18 protein-coding genes, 2 tRNA genes, 1 rRNA gene and 1 pseudogene are annotated in these 24,659 nt (G+C 43.0%); 6 read left to right on the forward strand and 16 right to left on the reverse strand.

From position 1 onward, the window contains the following. Positions 1-34: 34 nt before the first annotated feature. The 4 genes from wzzE to trxA form a co-directional block, all read right to left on the reverse strand. On the reverse strand, positions 35-1,093 hold the full coding sequence (gene wzzE / locus I3B46_RS20425; RefSeq protein WP_014657281.1) for an ECA polysaccharide chain length modulation protein: 1,059 nt from the start codon (positions 1,091-1,093) through the stop codon (positions 35-37). Between the two features lie 31 nt (positions 1,094-1,124). Beyond that, a complete protein-coding gene (gene wecA / locus I3B46_RS20430; protein ID WP_004915476.1) occupies positions 1,125-2,213 on the reverse strand; it encodes a UDP-N-acetylglucosamine--undecaprenyl-phosphate N-acetylglucosaminephosphotransferase in 1,089 nt (362 codons plus the stop codon). 724 nt (positions 2,214-2,937) lie between these two features. Then, positions 2,938-4,197 (reverse strand): transcription termination factor Rho, encoded by a 1,260-nt coding sequence (gene rho / locus I3B46_RS20435; RefSeq protein WP_004915469.1) that lies wholly within the window; start codon positions 4,195-4,197, stop codon positions 2,938-2,940. A 681-nt stretch (positions 4,198-4,878) separates the two neighbouring features. Next, positions 4,879-5,205, reverse strand: a complete 327-nt coding sequence (trxA, locus tag I3B46_RS20440) for a thioredoxin TrxA (protein ID WP_004915462.1) — start codon at positions 5,203-5,205, stop codon at positions 4,879-4,881. A gap of 117 nt (positions 5,206-5,322) precedes the next feature. Here trxA and rhlB point away from each other — a divergent pair, with 117 nt between their 5' ends. Together rhlB and gppA are read left to right on the forward strand one after the other, a co-directional pair. Then, positions 5,323-6,609 carry an ATP-dependent RNA helicase RhlB gene (gene rhlB, locus I3B46_RS20445; protein WP_004915459.1) on the forward strand — a complete coding sequence of 429 codons (1,287 nt, stop codon included), beginning with the start codon at positions 5,323-5,325 and terminating at the stop codon, positions 6,607-6,609. Positions 6,610-6,620: 11 nt separating this feature from the next. Further along, positions 6,621-8,126, forward strand: coding sequence for a guanosine-5'-triphosphate,3'-diphosphate diphosphatase (gppA, locus tag I3B46_RS20450; protein ID WP_004915455.1), 1,506 nt, complete (start codon positions 6,621-6,623; stop codon positions 8,124-8,126). A gap of 46 nt (positions 8,127-8,172) precedes the next feature. Here gppA and rep read toward each other — a convergent pair whose 3' ends face one another. Together rep and ilvC are read right to left on the reverse strand one after the other, a co-directional pair. Then, entirely contained in the window at positions 8,173-10,194 is a 2,022-nt protein-coding gene (gene rep, locus I3B46_RS20455; protein ID WP_004915452.1) for a DNA helicase Rep, read from the reverse strand. A gap of 262 nt (positions 10,195-10,456) precedes the next feature. After that, positions 10,457-11,932, reverse strand: coding sequence for a ketol-acid reductoisomerase (ilvC, locus tag I3B46_RS20460; protein ID WP_014657279.1), 1,476 nt, complete (start codon positions 11,930-11,932; stop codon positions 10,457-10,459). 178 nt (positions 11,933-12,110) lie between these two features. Between ilvC and ilvY the strand changes: the two genes are divergently transcribed. Next, positions 12,111-13,007: an HTH-type transcriptional activator IlvY gene (ilvY, locus tag I3B46_RS20465; protein WP_004915447.1), complete on the forward strand. Its 897-nt coding sequence runs from the start codon at positions 12,111-12,113 to the stop codon at positions 13,005-13,007. On the opposite strand, the gene ilvA is transcribed toward ilvY, so the two are convergent. The 6 genes from ilvA to ilvL form a co-directional block, all read right to left on the reverse strand. After that, on the reverse strand, positions 12,999-14,573 hold the full coding sequence (gene ilvA, locus I3B46_RS20470) for a threonine ammonia-lyase, biosynthetic (protein WP_172593509.1): 1,575 nt from the start codon (positions 14,571-14,573) through the stop codon (positions 12,999-13,001). The genes ilvY and ilvA overlap by 9 nt on opposite strands. Before the next feature lie 5 nt (positions 14,574-14,578). Beyond that, positions 14,579-16,429: a dihydroxy-acid dehydratase gene (gene ilvD, locus I3B46_RS20475; protein ID WP_014657278.1), complete on the reverse strand. Its 1,851-nt coding sequence runs from the start codon at positions 16,427-16,429 to the stop codon at positions 14,579-14,581. Between the two features lie 65 nt (positions 16,430-16,494). Further along, complete coding sequence (locus I3B46_RS20480) at positions 16,495-17,421, reverse strand: branched-chain amino acid transaminase (RefSeq protein WP_004915437.1); 927 nt, start codon at positions 17,419-17,421, stop codon at positions 16,495-16,497. 12 nt (positions 17,422-17,433) lie between these two features. After that, positions 17,434-17,703, reverse strand: a complete 270-nt coding sequence (gene ilvM / locus I3B46_RS20485; RefSeq protein WP_004915433.1) for an acetolactate synthase 2 small subunit — start codon at positions 17,701-17,703, stop codon at positions 17,434-17,436. After that, positions 17,700-19,346: an acetolactate synthase 2 catalytic subunit gene (gene ilvG, locus I3B46_RS20490; protein ID WP_004915430.1), complete on the reverse strand. Its 1,647-nt coding sequence runs from the start codon at positions 19,344-19,346 to the stop codon at positions 17,700-17,702. The genes ilvM and ilvG overlap by 4 nt, the downstream gene beginning before the upstream one ends. Positions 19,347-19,479: 133 nt before the next feature. Then, positions 19,480-19,581, reverse strand: a complete 102-nt coding sequence (ilvL, locus tag I3B46_RS20495; RefSeq protein WP_071599630.1) for an ilv operon leader peptide — start codon at positions 19,579-19,581, stop codon at positions 19,480-19,482. Positions 19,582-20,060: 479 nt separating this feature from the next. On the opposite strand from ilvL, the gene I3B46_RS20500 reads away from it, so the two are divergent. Continuing rightward, on the forward strand, positions 20,061-21,587 hold the full coding sequence (locus tag I3B46_RS20500) for a YifB family Mg chelatase-like AAA ATPase (RefSeq protein ID WP_004915428.1): 1,527 nt from the start codon (positions 20,061-20,063) through the stop codon (positions 21,585-21,587). 184 nt (positions 21,588-21,771) lie between these two features. Here the strand turns inward: I3B46_RS20500 and I3B46_RS20505 are convergent, their stop codons facing one another. Then, positions 21,772-22,110, reverse strand: a complete 339-nt coding sequence (locus I3B46_RS20505) for a DUF413 domain-containing protein (protein WP_004915426.1) — start codon at positions 22,108-22,110, stop codon at positions 21,772-21,774. Between the two features lie 111 nt (positions 22,111-22,221). Here I3B46_RS20505 and hdfR point away from each other — a divergent pair, with 111 nt between their 5' ends. After that, on the forward strand, positions 22,222-23,067 hold the full coding sequence (gene hdfR, locus I3B46_RS20510) for an HTH-type transcriptional regulator HdfR (protein WP_004915423.1): 846 nt from the start codon (positions 22,222-22,224) through the stop codon (positions 23,065-23,067). Positions 23,068-23,307: 240 nt separating this feature from the next. After that, positions 23,308-24,103: pseudogene (locus I3B46_RS20515) on the forward strand (transposase). 142 nt (positions 24,104-24,245) lie between these two features. Here the strand turns inward: I3B46_RS20515 and I3B46_RS20520 are convergent. From I3B46_RS20520 to rrf, 3 genes are all read right to left on the reverse strand, one after another. Continuing rightward, positions 24,246-24,321, reverse strand: a tRNA-Trp gene (locus tag I3B46_RS20520). A gap of 8 nt (positions 24,322-24,329) precedes the next feature. Continuing rightward, a tRNA-Asp gene (locus tag I3B46_RS20525) sits at positions 24,330-24,406 on the reverse strand. A 55-nt stretch (positions 24,407-24,461) separates the two neighbouring features. After that, positions 24,462-24,577 (reverse strand): 5S ribosomal RNA (rrf, locus tag I3B46_RS20530). Positions 24,578-24,659: the final 82 nt, after the last annotated feature.

Genomic DNA, 24,659 nt, shown 5'->3' on the forward strand with positions numbered 1-24,659 from the left:
GTGGCTGACATCATCGACAGCCACCTATTCAAAATCAGGACGGGCGACGGCGTGCAAGTACCACACCAGCACCAACCAATGCACCGATAGCTCCCCATAGAACCATCATAAAGGCTCTACGTGGGCTGTCACGTTTGACGGGGTCTTCAGGTGTTCTCAAATAGCGATAAGCCTGAAAACTGTCTTGGAGAGTGGGGCCAACACTCAGTGTAGATAACATTGCGATGTTTTGGTCATAATCAGTGTCGTGATCAGGGCCTGTCGCTTTTAATGTTTCAATCTGAGCTTCAAGTAATGGAACCCCTAATAGGAACATTTTAGAATCAGGAATTTCATCAACTGGTGCCGAGCTTTGATTACGCGAAATTCCCTGCTTTTGCGCAACTTTCAATGCTTGTTCGAGTAAATTTAAGCGTCTTTCATAAGCAGCTTGAGCAACCATATCTTCGCGTTTCACTAACGCTTTCATTGATTGCATTTTCGTTGCCCACGTTCCCTTAATTTCATCATTCAAGTTGGCTGTTGCACGTTGGTTAGCAAACTGTATGTACTCACGTAAAAGCTGATTAGCATCCGTGGACGTTTCCGCAATCAACTTAATGCTATCAGTGAGATTTTTTAGATTATCCGCAGGCGTGAATTCAATATTGTTAATCAATTCATCCAATAACGCCGCATCTGCTTTAGGGTCATTCTCTAAACGCTGCTTATAATAATCCGTCGTTAACCAAAACTGACGACGGGTATCATAAGAACCCACTTGCTTAATAAACTCTTGGTAAGCCTCATTCGCAATCGTTGGCAATTGCCCTTCTTGACCCGTCGAGTTAATACGGGAATCCAGGTTTCGTAAAAACTGTTGTTGCGAATAATAACTACCCAAATTGTTCACGGTTGGCAGGTCTGTGATCGCGGTTGAACTCCATTTTTGCTGCATAAAATAGGATGCACCCAACGCAATAGCGGCGAAAATCACCGCAAATGCCACGATCCAAATTTTACCTTGCCACAAAGAGCGGCATAAACCACGGATATCCAATTCCGGTTCTATCGGCGGCTGATACTGATTAGGTTGCGTTTCTGAGTTTTTCACTGCACAGAACCTCTATTATTTCCGTTTGTCGTTACCGTACTGCACCACCTCTACGCATACGACGTCTGACGCGCTTAATAAAACGAGCTACTTTCCATGCCCGTTTGATGCAGTAACCATACATAAAGAATACAAGCAAAAACAATGCCAACATGACCCATTCAGGCACAAATGTTAAGCGTTCACCAATAATTCCTATACATGCCAAAATGGCTGCTGCCAGTGTAATCAGAACAAAAGCCCCTCTTGGGCTAAAACCTGAACGCATAATCAAGTGATGAATGTGCTGACGGTCAGGTGAAAATGGACTCATACCTTTACGGATACGACGGTACATAATCGCCACCATATCCATCAATGGGATCGCAATAATCCATAATGCTGTCACAGGGTTGATTGGACGCCCTGCTTCCTGAGTTGATTCGACTAGGATCCAAATAATTGTAAAACCAATCAGTGTGCTTCCCGCATCACCCATAAAGACTTTAAAACGACGACCTAGTACACCTAAATTTAGGAAGATATAAGGAAGGATAGCTGCAATAAAGGCAAAACACCAAAATGCTAATCCATAATTGCCATTTTGATATAACAAAAAGCCTAATGCACCGAAAGAGACACAAGATAGCCCACCGAGTAACCCATCAATACCATCAACCATGTTGAACGCATTAATAGCTGCCCAAACAGCAAACAGTGTCACGATATAACCAAATGGCCCAAGCACTAACTCCCATGGCCCAAACGCATGACCTAATGACTCTAGTTTTAAGTCAGCCACGGTCATCATGACGACAGCGACTACGGCTTGTACACCTGCTCTTAGCTTAACACTGATATCAAACCGGTCATCTAACGCACCAATCAATACCAATAAGCCTGCACAGATTAAATATAACCATTTATGGGGTATATATTCTTCTGTAATAACAAACGCGAAGCAGATACCAAAAAAGACCGTTATCCCCCCAACTAAAGGGACCAGACCTACGTGTTTTTTTCTGAAGTTAGGTTTATCAACCAGCCCGATCTTCGTTGCCACAACTCGAGCGATAAAAATAAACACTAACGTGAACAAAAAAACGTAAAAAAGACTAGCAATAAATTGTGCGGTGTCCACGAGTCAACTCTCTTATTTTTTTATCTAACCAACCTAAAACCACAATGCCTTAGCTTATATTGCCTCAATAACAGGCAGCTAAGGTATTATCATCTCAAAAGAGATAAGTTCCATAAGACGAGTCTTCAATAACTATCACAATAACCCTATAAAGGCTTACCTAGTTGTTATTAGTGTAGCTTTTGTTCAATCATGTCTTATTAATGGATTTTATACTTAATGAAAGCAAGATGCATGCCATAAAGAACAATGCTTCTCTATGATTATAATTTTAGGCTGTTTTTCGTTTAATAAATGAACCTTTCCCAACCAATCAGAAAATGCCATTACGTAAATGATATCGTCATTAAATAAATACATGAAATACATGTATTAACTTAAAACAGTCAAACTTTGAATAAAACAATAAATCTATTTCATCCAACAAATTGATTTTCCATTTTGTGGCGACAAAAATCCAATATAAAAAGTACTATTTTTTATATAATTACTATTCTATTACTGTGAATGGCATCTCAATATTATAAATTGTTATCATCCAATGGTGAGTAAGTTGAATTTATATAAAAACATAACTTAAATTTAATTTACATAACAAATAAATAACAGAGCTATATAATAAGAAATAATTTCGATATTCATCAGAAAAATCAGTAAAAAAAATAAAAAAGCGCTGTCAAAAATTGACAGCGCTTTTTAAATTTAACAATTAGGAAGTTAGCAATTATGCTCTTTTCATAAAATCGAAAAATTCTTCGTTCGTTTTCGTCATTGCTAATTTACTAATGAGGAATTCCATTGCATCGATCTCACCCATAGGATGAATGATCTTACGTAAAATCCACATTTTTTGTAATTCATCTTGTGAAGTTAACAGCTCTTCTTTACGTGTACCTGAACGGTTATAGTCAATCGCAGGGAAAACACGTTTTTCAGCGATCTTACGAGACAGGTGTAGTTCCATGTTACCTGTACCTTTAAACTCTTCGTAAATCACTTCGTCCATTTTGGAGCCTGTGTCGACGAGCGCTGTTGCAATAATGGTTAAACTACCACCTTCTTCAACGTTACGTGCTGCACCAAAGAAACGCTTCGGACGGTGTAACGCATTTGCATCCACACCACCTGTTAAGACTTTACCTGATGAAGGAACAACAGTGTTATACGCTCGCGCAAGACGAGTAATAGAATCAAGTAAAATGATAACGTCTTTTTTATGCTCAACTAAACGTTTAGCTTTTTCAATCACCATTTCGGCGACTTGAACGTGACGTGCTGCTGGCTCATCAAACGTTGAAGCGATTACTTCACCTTTAACTAGGCGTTGCATTTCGGTAACTTCTTCTGGACGCTCATCAATAAGCAGAACCATCAAAACACAATCAGGGTAGTTATGTGCAATGTTAGCCGCGATATTTTGCAGCAACATGGTTTTACCTGCTTTTGGTGGAGCAACGATCAAACCACGTTGCCCACGGCCGATAGGCGCAGCTAAATCCAAAACACGCGCGGTTAAATCTTCTGTAGAACCGTTTCCACGTTCCATACGAAGACGATTGTTAGCATGTAATGGGGTTAAGTTTTCAAAGAGAATTTTGCTGCGGGCATTTTCAGGTTTATCAAAGTTAACTTCATTAACTTTCAATAGGGCAAAATAGCGTTCACCTTCTTTAGGAGGACGGATTTTTCCTGAAATTGTATCGCCTGTGCGAAGGTTGAAGCGGCGAATTTGGCTGGGAGAAACGTAGATATCATCGGGGCCTGCGAGGTAGGAACTGTCTGCTGAACGGAGGAAACCAAATCCATCCTGCAATATTTCCAGAACGCCATCGCCGAAGATATCCTCCCCGCTTTTAGCATGCTGCTTCAAAATCGAGAAGATAATATCCTGCTTTCTCATACGGGCTAAGTTTTCTAGCCCCATGTTTTCGCCTAATGTAATCAATTCTGATACTGGCGTATTTTTTAATTCGGTAAGATTCATAATGGTGGGTTCTTTAACTCGGGGTAATTCTCGAACTATGAACGTAAATTGAAGACAACTATATATAAGCTATATAAGTGCCAGTTTAACTTTATAACGCCCTGTTGATAGTTACAAACATCAACGGCTCAACAACGCGTAAAAATTCTTGCGCTTGTTATTGCTAAGACTGCGCTAACATATCGCGGCGATTCATCGGAATGATGTGCGGCTTATTATTAGAAACACAAACAATATTAGCAATAGTTTTTTGTGCATTTAAGGCAACATCTATCCCAATATCGCAAATTTACAGCTTTCAAAGCACTAAAACGCAAAACTCATGCCCTGAAACCCATCCCTAACTAGAACGCCTTCATACGGCTAATCCATATCTATCTTGAATTGATATTGTCAATTTACCACGAATGAAATGATTGAATGCGGCTAGCGCGACAACTCAATTTTCAAATTGATAATTCCAGAAATCAACACATTATCAGCCCTAGATCACAATATATGAACCACAACTGAACTGACAAACCAGATATTTATGATAAGAGCAACGGATTATAAAGTAATTCTTTCGGGTGCAATATGGGGATTGCCGATAACTTACCATGCTTCATTGAGGACGTCTAGCGGTGCGCCCTATAAAATAGATGTACCGCTAAACGTTTTACCTTAAACAACAACTATAACTTACAGATTTTCGTCCAAAAATTCTTTTAACTGAATTTTAGAGAAGATGCCCACTTTTGTTGCTACGACATTGCCATTTTTGAATAATAGGAGCGTAGGGATACCACGGATACCATATTTTGGTGCAGTAGCTGGGTTATCATCAATATTCAGTTTTGCGATGGTCAGTTTGCCTGTATATTCTTCAACAACTTCATCAAGAATAGGCGCAATCATTTTACAAGGACCACACCATGCAGCCCAGAAATCGACGAGAACAGGTGACGAGGCGTTTAAGACTTCGCTCTCAAAGCTTGCATCAGTTATATGAATAATTTTGTCGCTCATGTTGTACTCCAATGGATCATTTTTGCAGTCTTAGTGTAACATTAATTGGCAGCAGTATGCTTTATTTCAAAAGATACACTTTCGTAAACCAACCGTTAACTGATATTCTACCACACTATGAGTAAAGCACACTTGACAGAAAAGAAGTTTTCCGACTTCGCCTTACACCCCAAAGTCATTGAGGCCCTAAATAAAAAAGGCTTCAATTTTTGCACGCCTATACAGGCGTCTACCCTGCCTTTCACTGTCGAAGGCAAAGATGTTGCGGGGCAAGCGCAAACAGGAACGGGTAAAACGTTAGCATTTTTAACGTCTACATTTCATTATTTACTAACTCACCCTTCGATTGAGGGTAAAAAAGTCAATCAGCCCCGAGCGCTGATTATGGCACCCACCCGTGAACTGGCAGTGCAAATCTACTCAGATGCAAAAGAGCTTGCTGAGTATACGGGTCTAAAAATGGGGCTAGCCTATGGCGGTGATGGCTATGATGAGCAATTAAAGGTGCTACAAAATGGTGTTGATATTCTTATCGGCACAACGGGACGTTTAATTGACTATGCAAAACAAGGTCATATTGACTTAAATGCCGTACAAGTGGTTGTTCTAGATGAAGCTGATCGCATGTACGATCTGGGCTTTATTAAAGATATTCGTTGGTTATTCCGTCGCATGCCTGCGGTAACCGAAAGGTTAAACCTACTCTTTTCAGCTACGCTCTCTTACCGTGTCAGAGAACTTGCTTTTGAACAGATGAATAGCCCTGAATATATTGAAGTCGAGCCGTTACAAAAAACGGGTCACCGTATTAAAGAAGAGCTGTTTTATCCTTCAAATGAAGAGAAAATGCGCTTATTGCAAACGTTGCTTGAAGAAGAGTGGCCAGAGCGTTGTATTATTTTTGCCAATACCAAACATCGTTGCGATGAGATTTGGGCACACCTTGCGGCTGACGGTCATCGTGTAGGGCTACTCACCGGAGATGTTGCTCAGAAGAAACGACTGCGTATTTTAGAAGAGTTTACTCAAGGTAATCTCGATATTTTAGTTGCGACCGATGTCGCTGCTCGCGGGTTACATATTCCTTCTGTTACCCATGTCTTTAACTATGACTTACCTGATGATTGTGAAGACTATGTACATCGCATTGGTCGTACTGGTCGTGCAGGTGAAAGTGGTCATTCAATCAGCCTTGCTTGTGAAGAGTACGCTTTGAATCTACCCGCCATCGAAGAGTACATTCAACATTCGATTCCAGTGAGTAAGTACAACAGCGAAGCGTTATTAACTGACCTTCCTGCTCCGAAACGCCGCCATCGTCCGCGTCCAGGAGGGCCTCGTCGCAATTCAAATTCGCCACGTCGCCATAATGGCCCACGTAACAACCATAAACGTTCAGGCTGAGTAATAACGATATGCTGAAATCTTCTTCTCTCTATGCAGCAATTGATTTAGGTTCGAACAGTTTTCATATGCTGATCGTTCGTGAAGTTGCAGGCAGTATTCAAATTATTTCGAGAGTAAAACGCAAAGTGCGCCTAGCCGCTGGTTTAGATGGCAATAATATGCTGTCAGAACAAGCTATGGAGCGCGGTTGGCAATGTTTGAGGCTCTTTTCAGAGCACTTACAAGATATCCCTAGCGCTCAAATCCGTGTCGTCGCGACTGCAACATTGCGGCTGGCTAAAAATGCCGATGTTTTTGTGCAAAAAGCCAGTGAAATTCTAGGTAATACCGTCAAAGTTATTCAAGGAGAAGAAGAGGCGCGCTTAATTTACCAAGGCGTTGCTCACACAACCGGAGGCCCCGATCAGCGTTTAGTCGTTGATATTGGGGGAGGTAGTACCGAGCTGGTTACAGGTATCGGTGCCAAAGCCACTCAGCTATTTAGCCTTGAAATGGGTTGCGTCACTTGGCTAGAAAAATATTTTAGTGATCGCACACTCACCGAGGAGAATTTTACTCAAGCGGAGTTAGCCGCCCACGCGGTGATTGCCCCTATTGCGGATACCTTAAAAAATCATGGTTGGAAAATTTGTGTTGGTGCATCAGGCACCGTTCAAGCCATCCAAGAAATCATGATCGCGCAAGGCATGGATGAGCTGATTACTTTAGATAAGCTACAACAGCTTAAATATAAAGCCATTCAATGCCACAAGCTTGAAGAGTTAGAAATTGAAGGGCTCACCTTTGAGCGAGCGCTGGTATTCCCAAGCGGTCTGTCTATCCTCATCGCTATTTTTAAAGCTTTATCGATTGATAATATGACTTTAGCGGGTGGTGCATTGCGTGAAGGGTTAGTTTACGGCATGCTTGAATTACCCATTGAGCAAGATATTCGCGCTCGTACCTTGCGTAATATTCAGCGTCGCTTTCAAGTCGATATCGAGCAAGCTGCCCGCGTTAGCCAATTAGCAGAGCATTTCTTTTTACAGGTCTCTAAAAATTGGCAGCTAGACCTACGCTGCCGTGATTTATTATCAAGTGCCTGTGCTTTGCATGAAATCGGTTTAAGCGTTGACTTCCGCAAAGGGCCGGAGCATGCCAGTTACCTTATCACTAACCTTGACCTTCCTGGCTTTACTCCTGCACAAAAGCGCTTACTGGCTGCATTACTCCGCAATCAACACGGGCCTGTTGATCTAGCCACACTCAGTCAACAAAATGCTTTACCCATGCAACAAGCTTATCATTTATGCCGCCTGTTGCGATTAGCTATTCTTTTTGCAAGCCGTCGGCGAGATGATACATTGCCAGCATTACGACTTCATGCAGAGACCCATTCTCTGACGATTGTATTGCCTTACCGCTGGCTCGCAGAGCATCCATTACGAGCAGAAAACTTGCAACAAGAAGTTCAGTGGCAAGGTTATGTTAACTGGCCTTTGAAACTTGAAGAGCGTAATAGCTCCAACAATTAATTTTCCTCCTCACATTCGTTACAGTGAATGTGAGGGGTCATTTCTGCTAGCTTTTCTTATTTAATCCTAAACGAGCCTTAATATCAGCGAGTGCAGATTGTCCTTTTTGCATCCGCTCTTCCGCGGTCACCACTTTTCGTTGCTGTTCCCACTCTAAATCATCTTGCGGCAATTCTAATAAAAAGCGACTTAGCTCAGGGCGGATTAATTCACCGTATTGTCGACGTTCACGGCAATGGCTAAAAAATAGCTCTTTTTGTGCCCGTGTTATTCCAACATAAGCTAACCGCCGCTCTTCATCAATGTTATCCTCATCAATACTACTTTGATGCGGTAACAACCCCTCTTCCATCCCTACTAAAAACACATAAGGGAACTCCAGCCCTTTAGATGCGTGTAATGTCATTAATTGCACTTGATCTGATTCTTCATCATCTTCACCGCGCTCCATCATATCGCGCAGCGTAAAACGCGTTACAACCTGATCTAACGACATAGGATCATTCAAGTCGTCACCTTCAATCATTTCACTCATCCATGTAAACAACTGATTGACGTTTTTCATTCGCATCTCAGCAGCTTTCGTACTTGCCGAAGTTTCATAGAGCCAACTTTCATAGTCCATTTCACGCAGTAAATCACGCACGGCCAATAATGGCTCACGCTCAGACTGTTGAACAATTTTCTCCATCCAACGTGTGAACTGCTGTAGCGCGGTTAATCCTTTGCCTGTTAATGTTTGCTCCAGCCCTAAATCAAAACTAGCTTGATATAAACTTTTACCGCGTTGATTAGCCCATTCACCTAATTTTTGGATCGTTTTTGGCCCAATTTCACGGCGTGGCGTATTCACAATGCGCAAAAAAGCACTGTCATCTTCAGGGTTAGTGATGACTCGCAAATACGCTAATAAATCTTTGATTTCTGGGCGAGAAAAGAATGATGTTCCCCCTGAAATACGGTAAGGAATGCGGTTTTGCATCAACATTTTTTCAAAGATACGCGATTGATGGTTACCGCGATACAAAATGGCATAATCTTTATATTGTGTTTTATTAATAAAGTGATGCGCTATCAATTCACCGATAACTCTTTCAGCTTCATGATCTTCATTATTGGCCGTAATAACCTTAAGTGGTGCCCCATAACCTAGTGTCGAAAATAATTTTTTCTCAAATACGTGGGGGTTATTTGCAATCAAAATATTGGCTGCTTTTAGTATGCGCTCCGATGAACGATAGTTTTGCTCCAACTTAATCACATTTAACTTTGGAAAATCCTGACTCAATAGCACTAAGTTTTGTGGGCGAGCACCACGCCAAGAGTAGATAGATTGGTCATCATCGCCAACTACCGTAAACCGTGCACGCTGACCCACCAGCAATTTAACCAATTGATATTGGCTTGTATTGGTATCCTGATACTCATCCACCAGCAAATAGCGAATTTTTTGTTGCCAACGCTCCCGCACCTCTTCGTTATGGGATAAAAGTAAGGTCGGCTTACTGATCAAATCATCGAAATCCAATACGTTACAGCTTTTTAAATGCAATTCGTAACGACGATAACACTCTGCAAAACGATGCTCTTTCTCACTTCTCACTTTCGCCAACACCTGCTCTGGTGCTAACAGATCATTTTTCCAATTCGAGATCGATGAGATCAGTTGCTGCAAAAGATCTTTATCTTCCTCTAGCAGATCAAAAGTGAGCTCTTTGAGCAATGCCATTTGGTCCTGATCATCAAACAGAGAAAAATTAGCCTTAATACCTAACGCCTTATATTCACGTTTAATGATCTCCAAGCCCAAGGTATGAAATGTAGAGATAATTAACCCTCGAGCTTCTTTCCGCCCCAATGTTTGTGCGACACGCTCTTTCATTTCACGAGCGGCTTTATTGGTAAAGGTGACCGCCGCAATTTGACGTGGTTGATAGCCACATTGGCGGATCAGGTGTGCTATTTTATTCGTTATCACTCGGGTTTTTCCCGAGCCGGCACCAGCCAATACAAGGCATGGGCCATCCACAAATTCAACAGCCTGCTGCTGGCTTGGATTTAATCGCATGGTTTCTCTAGATCAGGTTATTTTCAAAAAGACAGATTGTTGTCGATTGTAGCAGAAAGCACTCGGCGCATAAAAACGGCTAAACCATCATGTATCCATTTAACTGCATATTTCTATCTGTGACGGTCGAGTCTGAAAAACAAAAAAACCGTGTCATTCAGAACAACACGGTTTTCAATACGATATTATTTTATATCTAATATATTTTTCTAAACTATTCGCGTTAAAGGAAAACGGCGAATAGTGCTAGTGTGACGAAAAATTAGCCACCCACTGAAATGCGTTTCATATCTGTCATATATCCACGCAGCGTCTTACCGATTTTCTCAATTGGGTGGTTACGGATAGCTTCATTAACATCACGCAGTTGTGCATTATCGGTGCCATTATCAGCAACAGGTTTCGCCAAATCTCCCGCTTGCAGTTTGCTCATAAAGTCTTTCAACATTGGCACAGCCGCGAACGAGAACAGGTAGTTACCATATTCCGCCGTATCTGAAATAACCACGTTCATTTCATACAGGCGTTTACGAGCGATAGTATTGGCTATCAGTGGCAGCTCGTGCAGTGACTCGTAATAAGCGGATTCCTCAAGGATCCCAGCTTCCAGCATAGTATCAAACGCCAATTCAACCCCAGCTTTAACCATCGCAACTAACAAAACACCGTGGTCAAAGTACTCTTGCTCAGCGATTTTTCCTTCATATTCAGGGTAGTTTTCAAATGGTGTTTTACCGGTTTCTTCACGCCAAGCCAGCAAATTCTTATCATCATTTGCCCAGTCAGCCATCATGGTTTCTGAGAATTTACCAGAAATAATGTCATCCATATGTTTTTGGAACAAAGGAGCCATGATTGTTTTCAGTTGCTCAGACAGTGCAAATGCGCGCAATTTCGCAGGGTTTGACAGACGATCCATCATCAGCGTGATACCACCTTGCTTCAATGCTTCGGTAATTGTTTCCCAACCGAATTGGATTAATTTACCGGCATAGCCTGGCTCAACACCATCAGCAACCATCTTGTCATAACAAAGCAGAGCGCCCGCTTGCAACATACCACACAGGATGGTTTGTTCACCCATCAAGTCAGATTTAACTTCTGCAACGAATGATGACTCCAGTACACCAGCACGATGTCCACCAGTTGCCGCAGCCCATGCTTTCGCAATAGCCAGACCTTCACCTTTAGGGTCATTTTCAGGGTGAACAGCAATCAGCGTTGGCACACCGAAACCACGTTTATACTCTTCGCGAACCTCAGTACCTGGACACTTTGGAGCAACCATCACAACAGTAATATCTTTACGGATCTCTTCACCTACTTCAACAATGTTAAAGCCGTGCGAGTAACCTAATGCAGCGCCTTGCTTCATCATTGGCTGAACAGCGCGAACGACCGCTGAGTGCTGCTTGTCTGGCGTTAAGTTAATGACCAAATCCGCTTCAGGGATCAATTCTTCATAAGTACCGACTTTAAAACCGTTTTCTGTCGCTTTACGCCATGATGCACGTTTTTCAGCGATCGCTTCAGCACGTAATGCGTAAGCAATATCCAGACCTGAATCACGCATATTTAGGCCTTGGTTTAAACCTTGAGCACCACAACCGACGATGACGATTTTTTTACCTTTCAGGTATCCTGCTTCATCCGCGAACTCTTCGCGCTTCATGAAACGACATTTGCCTAACTGCTCTAACTGCTGACGCAGATTCAAAGTATTAAAATAATTCGCCATTGTCTTACTCCGTTGTTCTGTTGTGTTCGTTATTTCAGGCATCTGCCTGTCGCTTTTCTATTTAGCGTTTATGGTTTTACTATATGCGATGATTCGCATTGCTTAAATTGATATATTAACAATACAATGTTGCATATTATGCAACGCTCTTTTGACTTAACTTAAGGCTGAAACAAAAATGGATATCCGTGATTTAAAGCTATTTCTTCATTTAGCAGAAAGTTGCCATTTTGGTCGAACCTCTAAGGCGATGTATGTCAGTCCATCCACTTTATCGCGGCAAATTCAACGCTTAGAAGAGCAGCTAGGGCATCCACTTTTTATTCGTGATAATCGGTCGGTAAAACTGACCCAAGCGGGTGAGCATCTTAAACAATTTGCTCAACAAACCTTATTACAATATCAACAACTCCAGCATGTCCTTAACCAGCAAAGCCCTTCTCTTACGGGTGAACTGCGCCTTTTTTGCTCTGTCACTGCCGCGTATAGCCACTTGCCACAAATTCTGGATAAATTCCGCGCACTGCATCCACTGGTAGAAATAAAACTCACCACTGGTGATGCGGCCGATGCTGTCGACAAAGTAGAAACCAAGGAAGCTGACCTTGGGATCGCAGGTAAACCAGAACGCCTTCCTGATAATGTAAGGTTTACTAAAATTGGTGAAATCCCATTGGTACTGATCGCCCCCGCACTACCTTGTGCTGTTCGAACCATGGCTACCGAAGAGCAGCCCGACTGGAATGCGATCCCGTTTATTCTGCCTGAACACGGACCATCACGAAAACGTATCGAACTCTGGTTTCGCCGTCATCACATCAATAATCCCGTGATCTATGCAACTGTCTCAGGCCATGAAGCTATCGTGTCAATGGTCGCACTCGGCTGTGGTATTGCCTTGATACCAAGCGTCGTTGTTGATAACAGCCCTGAGCCAGTTCGCAGCCGTATATTACAACTCGACAATATTTCGCTGGTTGAACCCTTTGAGCTAGGCGTTTGCTCGCTTAGCAAACGCCTAAGTGAACCACTCATCAAATCATTTTGGCAATTGTTGCCCGACCACTCAATCTAATGTTTGCGGTGAGCTTTGGGGGGCTAAAAAGAACCTAAATGACGGGTTCCCTGTTTCATCATGATATTCATAACCTAGCGCATCAAGGTGCCTATCGAAACGCACCTCAGGACCTGATAACTCAAACGCCGCTAACACACGACCATAATCAGTGCCATGGCTACGATAATGGAACAGTGTAATATTCCAATACGTCCCCAGAGTCTCTAAGAATTTTAACAATGCCCCCGGTGATTCTGGGAACTCAAAACTATAAAGGCGCTCCTCCAATGGCTTCGATGGTCGACCACCAATCATATAACGTACATGTAATTTCGCCATTTCATCATCGGATAGGTCGGCAACTTCATAGCCATGTTGTTGCAACTCTTGAATAATTTCACTTCGTTCGTTTTCGCCACCGCTTAACCTCACCCCCACAAAGATACAAGCACGGTCAGGATCTGCATCGGTATAACGATAATTAAACTCAGTGACTGCACGATGGCCTAATAACTGGCAGAAACGCAAAAAGCTGCCTTTTTGTTCAGGGATCGTGACCGCAAGAAGTGCCTCCCGTTGTTCACCAATTTCGCATCGCTCTGAAACATAACGCAGGCCATGGAAATTCATATTTGCACCGGATAAAACATGTGCAAGACGCTCGCCTTTAATGTTGTGCTGTTGCACATATTTTTTTAAGCCTGCTAGTGCTAATGCTCCAGATGGCTCAGCAATCGCACGCACATCCTCAAAAATATCTTTCAACGCCGCACAAATCGCGTCACTGTCTACGGTGATCACATCATCCACATATTTTTGGCAAAGACGGAATGTTTCATCACCAATACGCTTCACCGCAACGCCTTCAGCAAATAAGCCAACTCGAGGCAAGTCAACCGGATGCCCCGCTGCCAATGCGGCTTTCAAACATGCCGCATCTTCGGCTTCAACACCGATAATTTTAATCTCAGGCATCAATTGCTTGATCAGAACCGCTACGCCAGCAATCAGGCCACCACCACCGACGGGGACAAAAATGCGATCAAGATGCGCATCTTGCTGTAACAACTCCAATGCTATTGTGGCTTGCCCTGCAATCACAGAAGGGTGATCAAAAGGGGGAACAAAGGTGTACCCCTCATTTGTCGCCATTTCGATGGCTTTGGCTTTCGCTTCATCAAAATTTGCCCCATGCAAAATGGCTTCACCACCGAAATTACGTACCGCGTCGACCTTAATATCTGCGGTTGCCACAGGCATGACAATCTTTGCTTTCACGCCAACACGACTGGCCGATAATGCAACGCCTTGTGCATGGTTCCCCGCAGAAGCGGTAACCACACCTTTCGCTTTTTGCTCATCGGTCAATCCAGCAATCATGGCGTAAGCACCACGCAACTTAAAGCTATGAACAGGCTGCCTATCTTCACGTTTAACTAAAATCGTATTTCCCATGCGAGCAGACACTTTTCTCATCTCTTGCAATGGGGTGACCTGAGCCACTTCATAAACCGGCGCACTGAGCGCCGCTTTTAAATAATCAGCACCCGTAGGTGCAGAGGGTAATGGTTTTGCAGCAGCCACCGTCATTAGCCTCCCAGCTTAGATTTATCGCGTACAGCGCCCTTATCTGCACTCGTTGCAAGAGATGCGTAGGCACGCAATGCAAAAGAGACCTCACGCTGACGATTACGTGGCGTATACGCTTTATCACCACGCGCCAATTCCGCTTCTCGGCGTTTATTCAGCTCATTATCATCAACATCAAGTGCTATCGTTCTCTTTGGAATATCGATATCAATAATGTCGCCATCTTGTACCAATGCCAACAATCCACCACTAGCGGCTTCAGGTGAAATATGACCAATGGATAACCCGGAGCTTCCTCCTGAGAAGCGGCCATCCGTAATGAGCGCACAGGTTTTCCCTAATCCCATTGATTTAAGGTATGAGGTTGGGTACAACATTTCTTGCATGCCTGGGCCACCTTTCGGGCCTTCATAGCGAATAACGACCACATCCCCTTCAACAACCTTACCGCCTAAAATGGCTTCTACAGCATCATCTTGGCTTTCATAAACCTTCGCAGGCCCACGGAAAGTTAAACTACCTTCATCAACACCTGCGGTTTTCACAATACAGCCATCTTCCGCGATGTTCCCCGCAAGTACCGCTAAGCCCCCATCTAAACTGTAGGCGTGCTCTATATTACGGATACAGCCATTTTCACGGTCAGTGTCGAGAGAAGGCCAGCGACAGTTTTGCGAAAAGGCTTGTGTTGTTCGAATACCCGCAGGCCCCGCCGAAAACATCGACTTAACGGCTTCATCTTGCGTCAACATCACATCATATTGCTCAAGTGTCTGCTTAAGTGTCAGGCCTAAAATATTTTTAACATTATGCTGTAGCAGGCCTGCTCGGCTTAATTCACCTAAAATACCAATAACACCACCAGCACGATGAACATCTTCCATATGATATTTTTGGGTGCTCGGCGCAACTTTACATAAATGCGGAACTTTGCGTGACAAACGGTCAATATCTGCCATTGTGAAATCAACATCGGCTTCTTGAGCCGCTGCTAACAGGTGTAAAACCGTATTGGTTGACCCCCCCATCGCAATATCCAATGTCATCGCATTTTCAAAAGCGGATTTATTAGCGATATTACGCGGCAATGCACTTTCATCATCTTGCTCATAATAGCGCTTAGTTAATTCAACAATACGCTTACCAGCATTGATGAATAACGCTTTACGGTCAGCATGGGTCGCAAGTAATGACCCATTTCCTGGTTGCGATAACCCTAATGCTTCGGTTAAACAGTTCATTGAGTTAGCGGTAAACATACCTGAGCAAGAGCCGCATGTTGGGCAAGCAGAGCGTTCAATTTGTTCGCTGTCCGCATCGCTTACATTAGGGTTCGCGCCTTGGATCATCGCATCCACTAAGTCTAACTTGATAATTTGATCTGAAAGCTTGGTTTTCCCAGCTTCCATAGGACCACCTGAAACAAAAATAACAGGGATATTTAGGCGTAATGATGCCATTAACATACCCGGTGTGATTTTGTCACAGTTAGAGATACATACCATGGCATCTGCACAGTGTGCATTCACCATATATTCGACTGAATCTGCAATTAACTCACGGGAAGGTAAGGAATAAAGCATCCCGCCATGCCCCATTGCAATGCCATCATCGACAGCGATTGTATTAAACTCTTTAGCGACACCCCCTGCCGCTTCGATCTGCTCAGCGACAAGTTTGCCAAGGTCACGCAAATGCACATGGCCCGGTACAAATTGTGTAAATGAGTTAACAACTGCGATAATCGGTTTTCCAAAATCAGCATCGGTCATACCGGTGGCACGCCATAATGCACGTGCGCCTGCCATATTACGGCCATGGGTGGTGGTTGCTGAACGGTACTTCGGCATATCTTTACTCCCGTGTTTTAAAACAGGCGGGGAACGACCGCCTGTAAATCTGTCTGTATTTGTTATTAAGGGTTAACTGGATCTAACCAACCCCATTTATCTTCTGTTGTACCATCAAACAAACCAAAGAAGGCTTGCTGGATCTTTTTGGTCATAGGGCCACAGCGACCAATACCCACTTGAATGCCATCCACACTACGTACTGGCGTGATTTCAGCTGCGGTTCCGGTCATAAACACTTCATCAGCAAGGTATAAAGACTCACGTGATAAGGTTTGTTCACGAACTTCAATGCCCATATCCTTCGCTAACGTTAAAATCGCATCACGAGTGATCCCCGGCAGTGCAGAAGATGTGAATGGTGGTGTAAATAAAATGCCATCTTTCACTTCAAAAATATTTTCACCCGCCCCTTCAGATAAATAACCATTAACATCTAATGCAATTCCCTCTTGATAGCCATGACGACGTGCTTCACTGCCAACAAGTAGCGACGATAAATAGTTACCACCCGCTTTTGCTCCAGTAGGAATGGTATTTGCTGCAACGCGGTTCCATGAGGAAACCATAGCATCAATTCCTTGATCTAAAGCTTCTTCGCCTAAATAGGCCCCCCATGGGAAAGCCGCCATGATGACATCTGTTTTATAACCATCTGGAGGATTAACCCCCATACCAACATCACCAATAAAGACTAATGGACGAATATAGGCACTGACTAAGTTATTTTTACGTAACGTTTCACGGCATGCTTCCATCAGCTCATCAACGCTATAGCTGACAGGCATACGGTAGATTTTTGCAGAATCACGCAAACGCTGCATGTGCTCACGATGGCGGAAAACAACAGGCCCCTTGTGAGAATCATAGCAACGGACGCCTTCAAATACCGATGTACCATAATGCAAAGCATGAGACATAACGTGTACTTTTGCATCGGCCCATGGCGTCATTTCACCGTTAAACCAAATATAGTCAGCTTTCTTAGTCATTTTATTTATTCCTTACATTGCACTTTGTGTGCGTAATAGTCGTGATTCTTGTTCTCTTATTTCAACTTCCGAAACATCAGACAGCTTAGTTAACTGAGCATATAACTGAGCTAATGGACGCTGGCTGTTCACGGTCATTTCGATATTTACATTATCACCATCCGGCATATGATCCATAGTCATCGAACTGATTTGGAATCCACGATGGCGAGTCACCCGTAATATACGCTCTAAAACCTCAGGACGGAAACGGGCCAGTATTGCGAGTTGATGTTGCATCATAACGGTTTCTCCATCATTTTTTCATTGCTCGCCCCTGGTGGAACCAACGGCCAGACGTTTTCTAATTCATTTATTGAGACCTGTAACAGATAAGCGCCTTCACTGTTGAGTAACTCATCAAGCGCTGCGTCAACTTCAGATTTTGAGGTAATGCGTCGCCCTGGGATATCAAAAGCCCGAGCCAAAGCCACAAAATCAGGGTTATCGGTTAAAATCGTTTCGCTATAGCGCTGTTCAAAAAACAGCTCTTGCCACTGACGAACCATGCCTAACCGCTGGTTATCTAACAATAAAATTTTAACGGGTAGTTGTTTACGTTTAATGGTGCCAAGCTCTTGTACATTCATCATGAAAGAACCATCTCCAGAGACACAAACCACAGTGTCTTCCGGACGAGCCACTTGTGCGCCAATCGCGGCTGGAATACCAAAGCCCATGGTTCCCAAACCACTAGAAGTAATAAAATCTTCAGGTGCATCAACCGCGATATGTTGGGCCGACCACATTTGATGCTGCCCAACATCTGTCGTGATAACCGTATTTGCCTTCATACGATCAGACAGTTGCTTTAACAGCAAAGGGGCGTAGATAGCATCACCGGGATGATCGTAACGCCAGCTAAACTCATGCTTTAGCTGGCGTACCTCTTCCTGCCAAGATGAAATCGTTTTTTCCATCATCAACTCAGGTAATAACGCTTTAGCATCACCTAATAAAGCGACGTGAGTTTGACGCAATTTATCTAATTCAACATGGTCGATATCGATATGAATGACTTTGGCATTTGGCGCGAATGTATTTAACTTACCTGTCACACGGTCATCAAAGCGAGCGCCCACGGCTATCAATAAATCACAACGCTGCACCGCGAAGTTTGCCGCCTTAGTACCATGCATCCCCAGCATTCCGAGATAATATGGCTCCGAAGGTGCAACTGCGCCTAGCCCTTTTAAAGTTGTCACAGAAGGAATGCCCGTGTAATCAATAAAACGTCTTAGCTCGGCAACCGCACCTGACATCCCAACGCCACCACCGATATATAACATTGGTTTTTGCGACTGTTTGAGTAACTCTCTTGCCTCAGCAACCTCATGTGACTGGATAGGTAAATCCTGTTCAACAGGCATTAAAAACGGCGCGAGATCTGCCTGCTGCAGTTGAATATCTTTCGGAATATCAATCAGTACAGGTCCTGGGCGACCACTATTTGCGATTGCGAAAGCTTCAGCAACAATGCGAGGCAGGTCTTCAAGGGATTCCACTAAAAAACTGTGCTTAGTACAGGCCAGAGATAAACCCAAAACATCGATTTCTTGGAAAGCGTCAGTGCCAATAAATTCCGAACTCACTTGCCCCGTGATAGCCACAACAGGCACAGAATCTAACAAAGCATCCGCTAACCCAGTGATTAAATTCGTCGCTCCCGGCCCTGATGTCGCAATACAAACCCCTGTTTTTGACGTCGAGCGAGCATAACCAATCGCGGCAATAACCGCCCCTTGCTCATGGCGACACAACAGATGCTCAACCCCGCCATCATACAGCGCGTCATACACTGGCATGATAGCGCCTCCCGGATAGCCAAAAACAGTCTCCACTCCCTGCGTCCGCAATGCTTGAACTAACCACTGTGCCCCATTCATGCTTTTCTCCTGTCTTCCAATTAATTTATCTATTTGTATTTATTTTGTTTTTTTAGGTTTGATGATGTTGCTAAACTTTACGTCAAAAAAAACCCCGCGCCTTTCGGTGCGGGGTTCTCGTGAGATCTGGCTACTAATTTAGCCTTCGTCGTCCAAGTGCAGCCCCGCACGGTGGGATAATAATCACCACCACGCTGATAATAATTAGGCTAATCACTCGGAAAAATGCGTTCATCGGTTCTGTCTTTCGCTGTATTATTCGTTATCTATATTAAAGAGGTATCATTTTAAAATTACTTTGACAACTTTTATTTTAAATTTTTATTATCAAAAAATATATTTCAATATAAATCAGATAGATAAAAAACAAACAGAATAAATAACTAGTGTTTTATAGAATTTACAGCAAATACATATAGCGAAGCCATTATACGCAGCCTGATATTCCAACAAGCAAGCGTAGTATTGATGATATTAATTTTAATTTACACCTCATCTTTAAAAAAATTCCTTCTCAATTAATTTCTATTATCTATAAATTAATATCATATAACATATTAATTAATAATAGTTTTACGACCACCTTCGCAAAAATTTAATCCGTGGCAAATATTTTACATTTAAGTTTCCCTTCCCACTCTCATCCTTAAAAAGAGCCATTGAAGCGGCTCTTTATTCAACAGAATATTACTCTGTTTATTCAAGGGAGGAGATATGGCATTAGCAATTGTGTATACAAGAGCATCGATCGGAATGAATGCGCCACTGGTTACTGTTGAAGCACATATTAGTAATGGGCTACCTGGATTGACACTTGTAGGTTTACCTGAAACGGCTGTAAAAGAATCGAGAGATAGAGTACGGAGCGCATTATTAAACAGCGGTTTTGAATTCCCTGCAAAAAAAATGACGATTAACTTAGCCCCTGCCGATCTCCCGAAAGAAGGGGGACGTTACGATCTTGCGATAGCAATCGCTATCTTAGCGTCATCAGGCCAAGTGCCTACAAAAATACTTCATCAGTATGAATTTCTCGGTGAACTCGCTTTGTCTGGTCATATTCGCCATGTGAATGGTGCTATCCCTGCCGCACTCGCGGCATTAACACAAAAAAGGCAACTCGTTCTTTCATCTGAAAATCAATATGAGCTGAATTTATTACCTGATAATAGTGTTAAGTTTGCAGGAACATTATTAGAACTTTGTCATTTTTTATACGAGAAAATGACATTATCAGGTAATTTCCATCCGACCGAAATCCCTGAGCCCCCCATTTGCGACGGGAATATTAGCGATATTATTGGACAAGAGCAGGGAAAAAGAGCGTTAGAGATCTGTGCAAGTGGTGGGCACAACTTATTGTTATTAGGCCCTCCTGGCACAGGAAAAACGATGCTAGCAAGTCGCCTAAAAACATTACTACCGTCCCTAACGCCACAGGAAGCTCTAGAAGTCGCCTCTATACATAGCCTATGCCATTCAAGCGATTTAACTTCTCCTTGGCCTCCTAGACCCTTTAGAGCTCCTCACCATAGCGCGTCAATGGCAGCACTCATTGGTGGAGGGAGCCTTCCTAAACCCGGTGAAATATCATTAGCCCATAATGGCATTTTATTTCTGGATGAATTGCCTGAGTTTAGCCGCTCGGTACTTGACGCATTACGTGAGCCACTTGAATCAAGGCAAGTTATTATTTCCCGCGCTAAAGCAAAAGTGTGTTTCCCAGCCAACTTTCAACTCATCGCCGCACTGAACCCAAGCCCTACAGGCCAATATCAAGGTGATTACTGCCGAAGCTCCTCCACGAAAATCTTACGCTACTTATCACGCGTTTCAGGTCCTTTTCTTGATCGATTTGATCTGTCTATTGAAATACCGCTGCTTCCGTTGGGTACACTCAGTCATCAACAGTACCAAAGCGAAAATAGTGAGCAAATCCGCGCTAGAGTCATACTTGCAAGAGAGATACAAATGAAAAGAATGGGGAAACTCAATAGCCAATTAACCGCCAGAGAAACGACAAACCTATGCCAACTCACATCCAAGGATTCACTTTTTTTGGAGCATGCCTTAAACAAACTTGGGTTATCGATACGTGCTTGGCATCGCATTTTGAGAGTCGCTCGAACTATTGCCGACTTACAAAATACCAATAATATCGAAAAACCCCATCTTCTCGAAGCTCTCGGTTATAGAGCGATGGATAAGTTATTGCTTCATTTGCAAAAACAAGTAAGCTGAGTAGCTGGAGAGGTGGTGAATGAGAGTGGCATAAGCGTACACTCTAAATGAATCTACGATGATGTAGCAGCGCTTATTACACTGGCCTCATAGAGAGATTTAGAAAGTCAGCTTCGTTACTTTACGTGACTATAACGCATATAAGTTAAGGGGCCTGTAAGCCCCTCTAAATATATTGATGATATTAATCGTCTGTATCTGTATAGTCATCCGAAGGGTCTATCTGAGGCTTACCGCCAGAGAGAGTATGGAAGCGTTTCGGACGATTTATGCGGCTAGAATATTTCGCCCACACTTTTTCTTCAGGAGTTACAGGTTCCCTTTCGCCGCGGCAAACCGCAACGAAAAGTTTTTCTTCGTCGGTCTGTGCTGCACGTTTGCCGGAATCAAGCTCAGAAAAAGCTTGGCCATGGCGCTCGAGTAACTGAGCTTCCTTGATGGTAAAATCACCATGACGAGAAAAGCCACGTGGGTAATGTTTATTGTCAAAAAAACGATTAGTCGTGATGAAGCTTTCTGCCATCTGACACACTCCTAACTTATTACTGTCAACTCTTTATGGCGCGGAGTATTAGACAGCATTGACAATCTGTAAAACAAAACATTTAAATCATCACGACAAAAATTATTGGAGATGTATGTGGATACTGAGTTATTAAAAACATTTTTGGAAGTCAGTAGAACCAGACACTTCGGCCGAGCCGCGGAATCACTCTATTTAACGCAATCAGCTGTCAGTTTTCGCATCCGGCAACTCGAAACACAGCTCGGTACAAACCTATTCACGCGACACCGCAATAATATTAGGCTAACGGCTGCTGGGGAGCGCTTAGTTCCTTACGCTGAATCCTTAATGAATACATGGCTACAAGCCAAAAAAGAGATCTCCCATGCTTCACAGCATACTGAATTGTCGATAGGTGCTACCGCATCATTATGGGAAGGCTACCTTACCGATTGGATGCAATCACTGTATGAACAGCATGATGAATTACGTTTAGAGGCGAGAGTTTCGACTCGGCAGTCACTGGTGAAACAACTGCATTCGAGAGAGCTAGATTTATTAATTGCTACTGAACCGCCAAAAATGGATGAGTTCGAAAGCACCATCATAGGCACTATTGAGCTTCAATTAATGGCCTCACAAAAAAATATCGCTTTAACAAATTATAATTATATCAAATTAGAGTGGAGTGCCGATTTTCAACCTCAAAATGACGCAAGCCTTACGCCCGATGATTCGCCAGTTATGATCACGACATCTGCACACATTGCTCGTCAATTACTGCCTGTATCACTTTCTGCCGCGTTTTTACCGTCTCACTGGAGTATTCAGTACCCTGGACTCAAAACGCTCTCAGAGACCGTAATTACAAAACCACTCTACGCCGTCTGGTTACAAAAAAACGATCAACAAGCATTGATTAATCAATTAATAAAAACCCCCATTAAAAACGCACAATTAGCCCCTACGTCATAACTGACTAACTACTTATCAGTTTTAACTACGCTCGATAATACTGTCGGGCGTTTTTTCTTATCAGCCTCTTTAATTTAGCCTCTTACGCATAATAATCTCTCATACGACAGGGCTATTTCAATTCAAGCCAATAACTTAACCTGAACTCGGGATAAGAAAAATAAAAAAGAAGGGAACGAAAAGTAGGTTCGGTGATCAGATCTTTCGACCAAAAAACCACTGTTCACCAAGGAATCCACTATGCATAATTTAGTTGACTTATTTTGTCATATCGATGATTTTGCAAATTTTTCATCCCACAATGGCAAAAATACTTGATTGAAAGTGGTAAAGGTCAGCGGCTACACCAAACAAGAATGACAAGCAGTGGAATTATGACCATCATCATTGCATTCCCTATGTCTCATCATCGTGATTTGAAGCATTTTTATATTGGGTTCATTGTGGTATACCACAAAAAAGACTTTCCAACCTTATTGAGCTACACGCGTTTTTTTGACGTCATATCGAAGGGTTGAGTGCCATTACGTTCCTTCTTTACCCATCTAAAAGGTCAACCAACAGGTATCGAGTTTATTACCAGTATTAAAGTGTGCCACAACCTACGGATCCCAAAACATCGGGTTTTTAAAAACTCGGCGGCCAGAGGAAAAGAGACGATAGAATGGTTCTACGGTTTCAAGCAGCGCATCATCGTTAACCATCTTGATGAGATTGTTGCCGCGGAACTTACATCAGCAAAGCATTAACTGAAGATTTAAAGATGGAAGGAATAACATTGGTTACAGGACAACGCAAAAATATGAAGCCAAAATTATTAGTGGCCTGAGATAGAGCGATGCTCGCTAAGCAATTCATTATTGAAACAACTAATGATCAGCTGAAAAAATATTACGCAGATTGAACATTCTCACCATCGTAGTTTGCATGGATTCATGTTGAATTCACTGGGCGGTTTTGCCTATTGTTTGAAACCGAAAAAGTCATCCTGAATATTTCAAATGTCGAGAAAACAGGGCTTCAAATAATGGCTTAAACCGATCTCAAGTTAACTTAGAAATAACAGGAATAGGTCGCAAATTTAGGTAGGAATTATCGATTTTTGCATAAAGAAAAACCCGATTAAAGTAATCGGGTTATCAATAAGATACTTCTTTTGTTTTTACTTAATTGGTAACTGGCAGGGGCGGAGAGGCTCGAACTCCCAACACCCGGTTTTGGAGACCGGTGCTCTACCAATTGAACTACGCCCCTAAATTAAGTGGCGGAACGGACGGGACTCGAACCCGCGACCCCCTGCGTGACAGGCAGGTATTCTAACCAACTGAACTACCGCTCCACTTATTCTTCGCCTTTCGGCTGCTTACCGCTCTGCGATAAGTCTTCAATTTGATGTCTGGCAGTTCCCTACTCTCACATGGGGAGACCCCACACTACCATCGGCGCTACGGCGTTTCACTGCTGAGTTCGGCATGGGGTCAGGTGGGACCACCGCGCTATTGCCGCCAGACAAATTCAGTTTCGTTCTCGTTCGCGTCGACACCGCAAACCAGAACTGCAATCTTGAACAAGCTGATTTTTTCGCACCACTC

The organism is Providencia sp. 2.29 (assembly GCF_015832305.1).
Taxonomy (GTDB): Bacteria; Pseudomonadota; Gammaproteobacteria; order Enterobacterales; family Enterobacteriaceae; genus Providencia; species Providencia stuartii.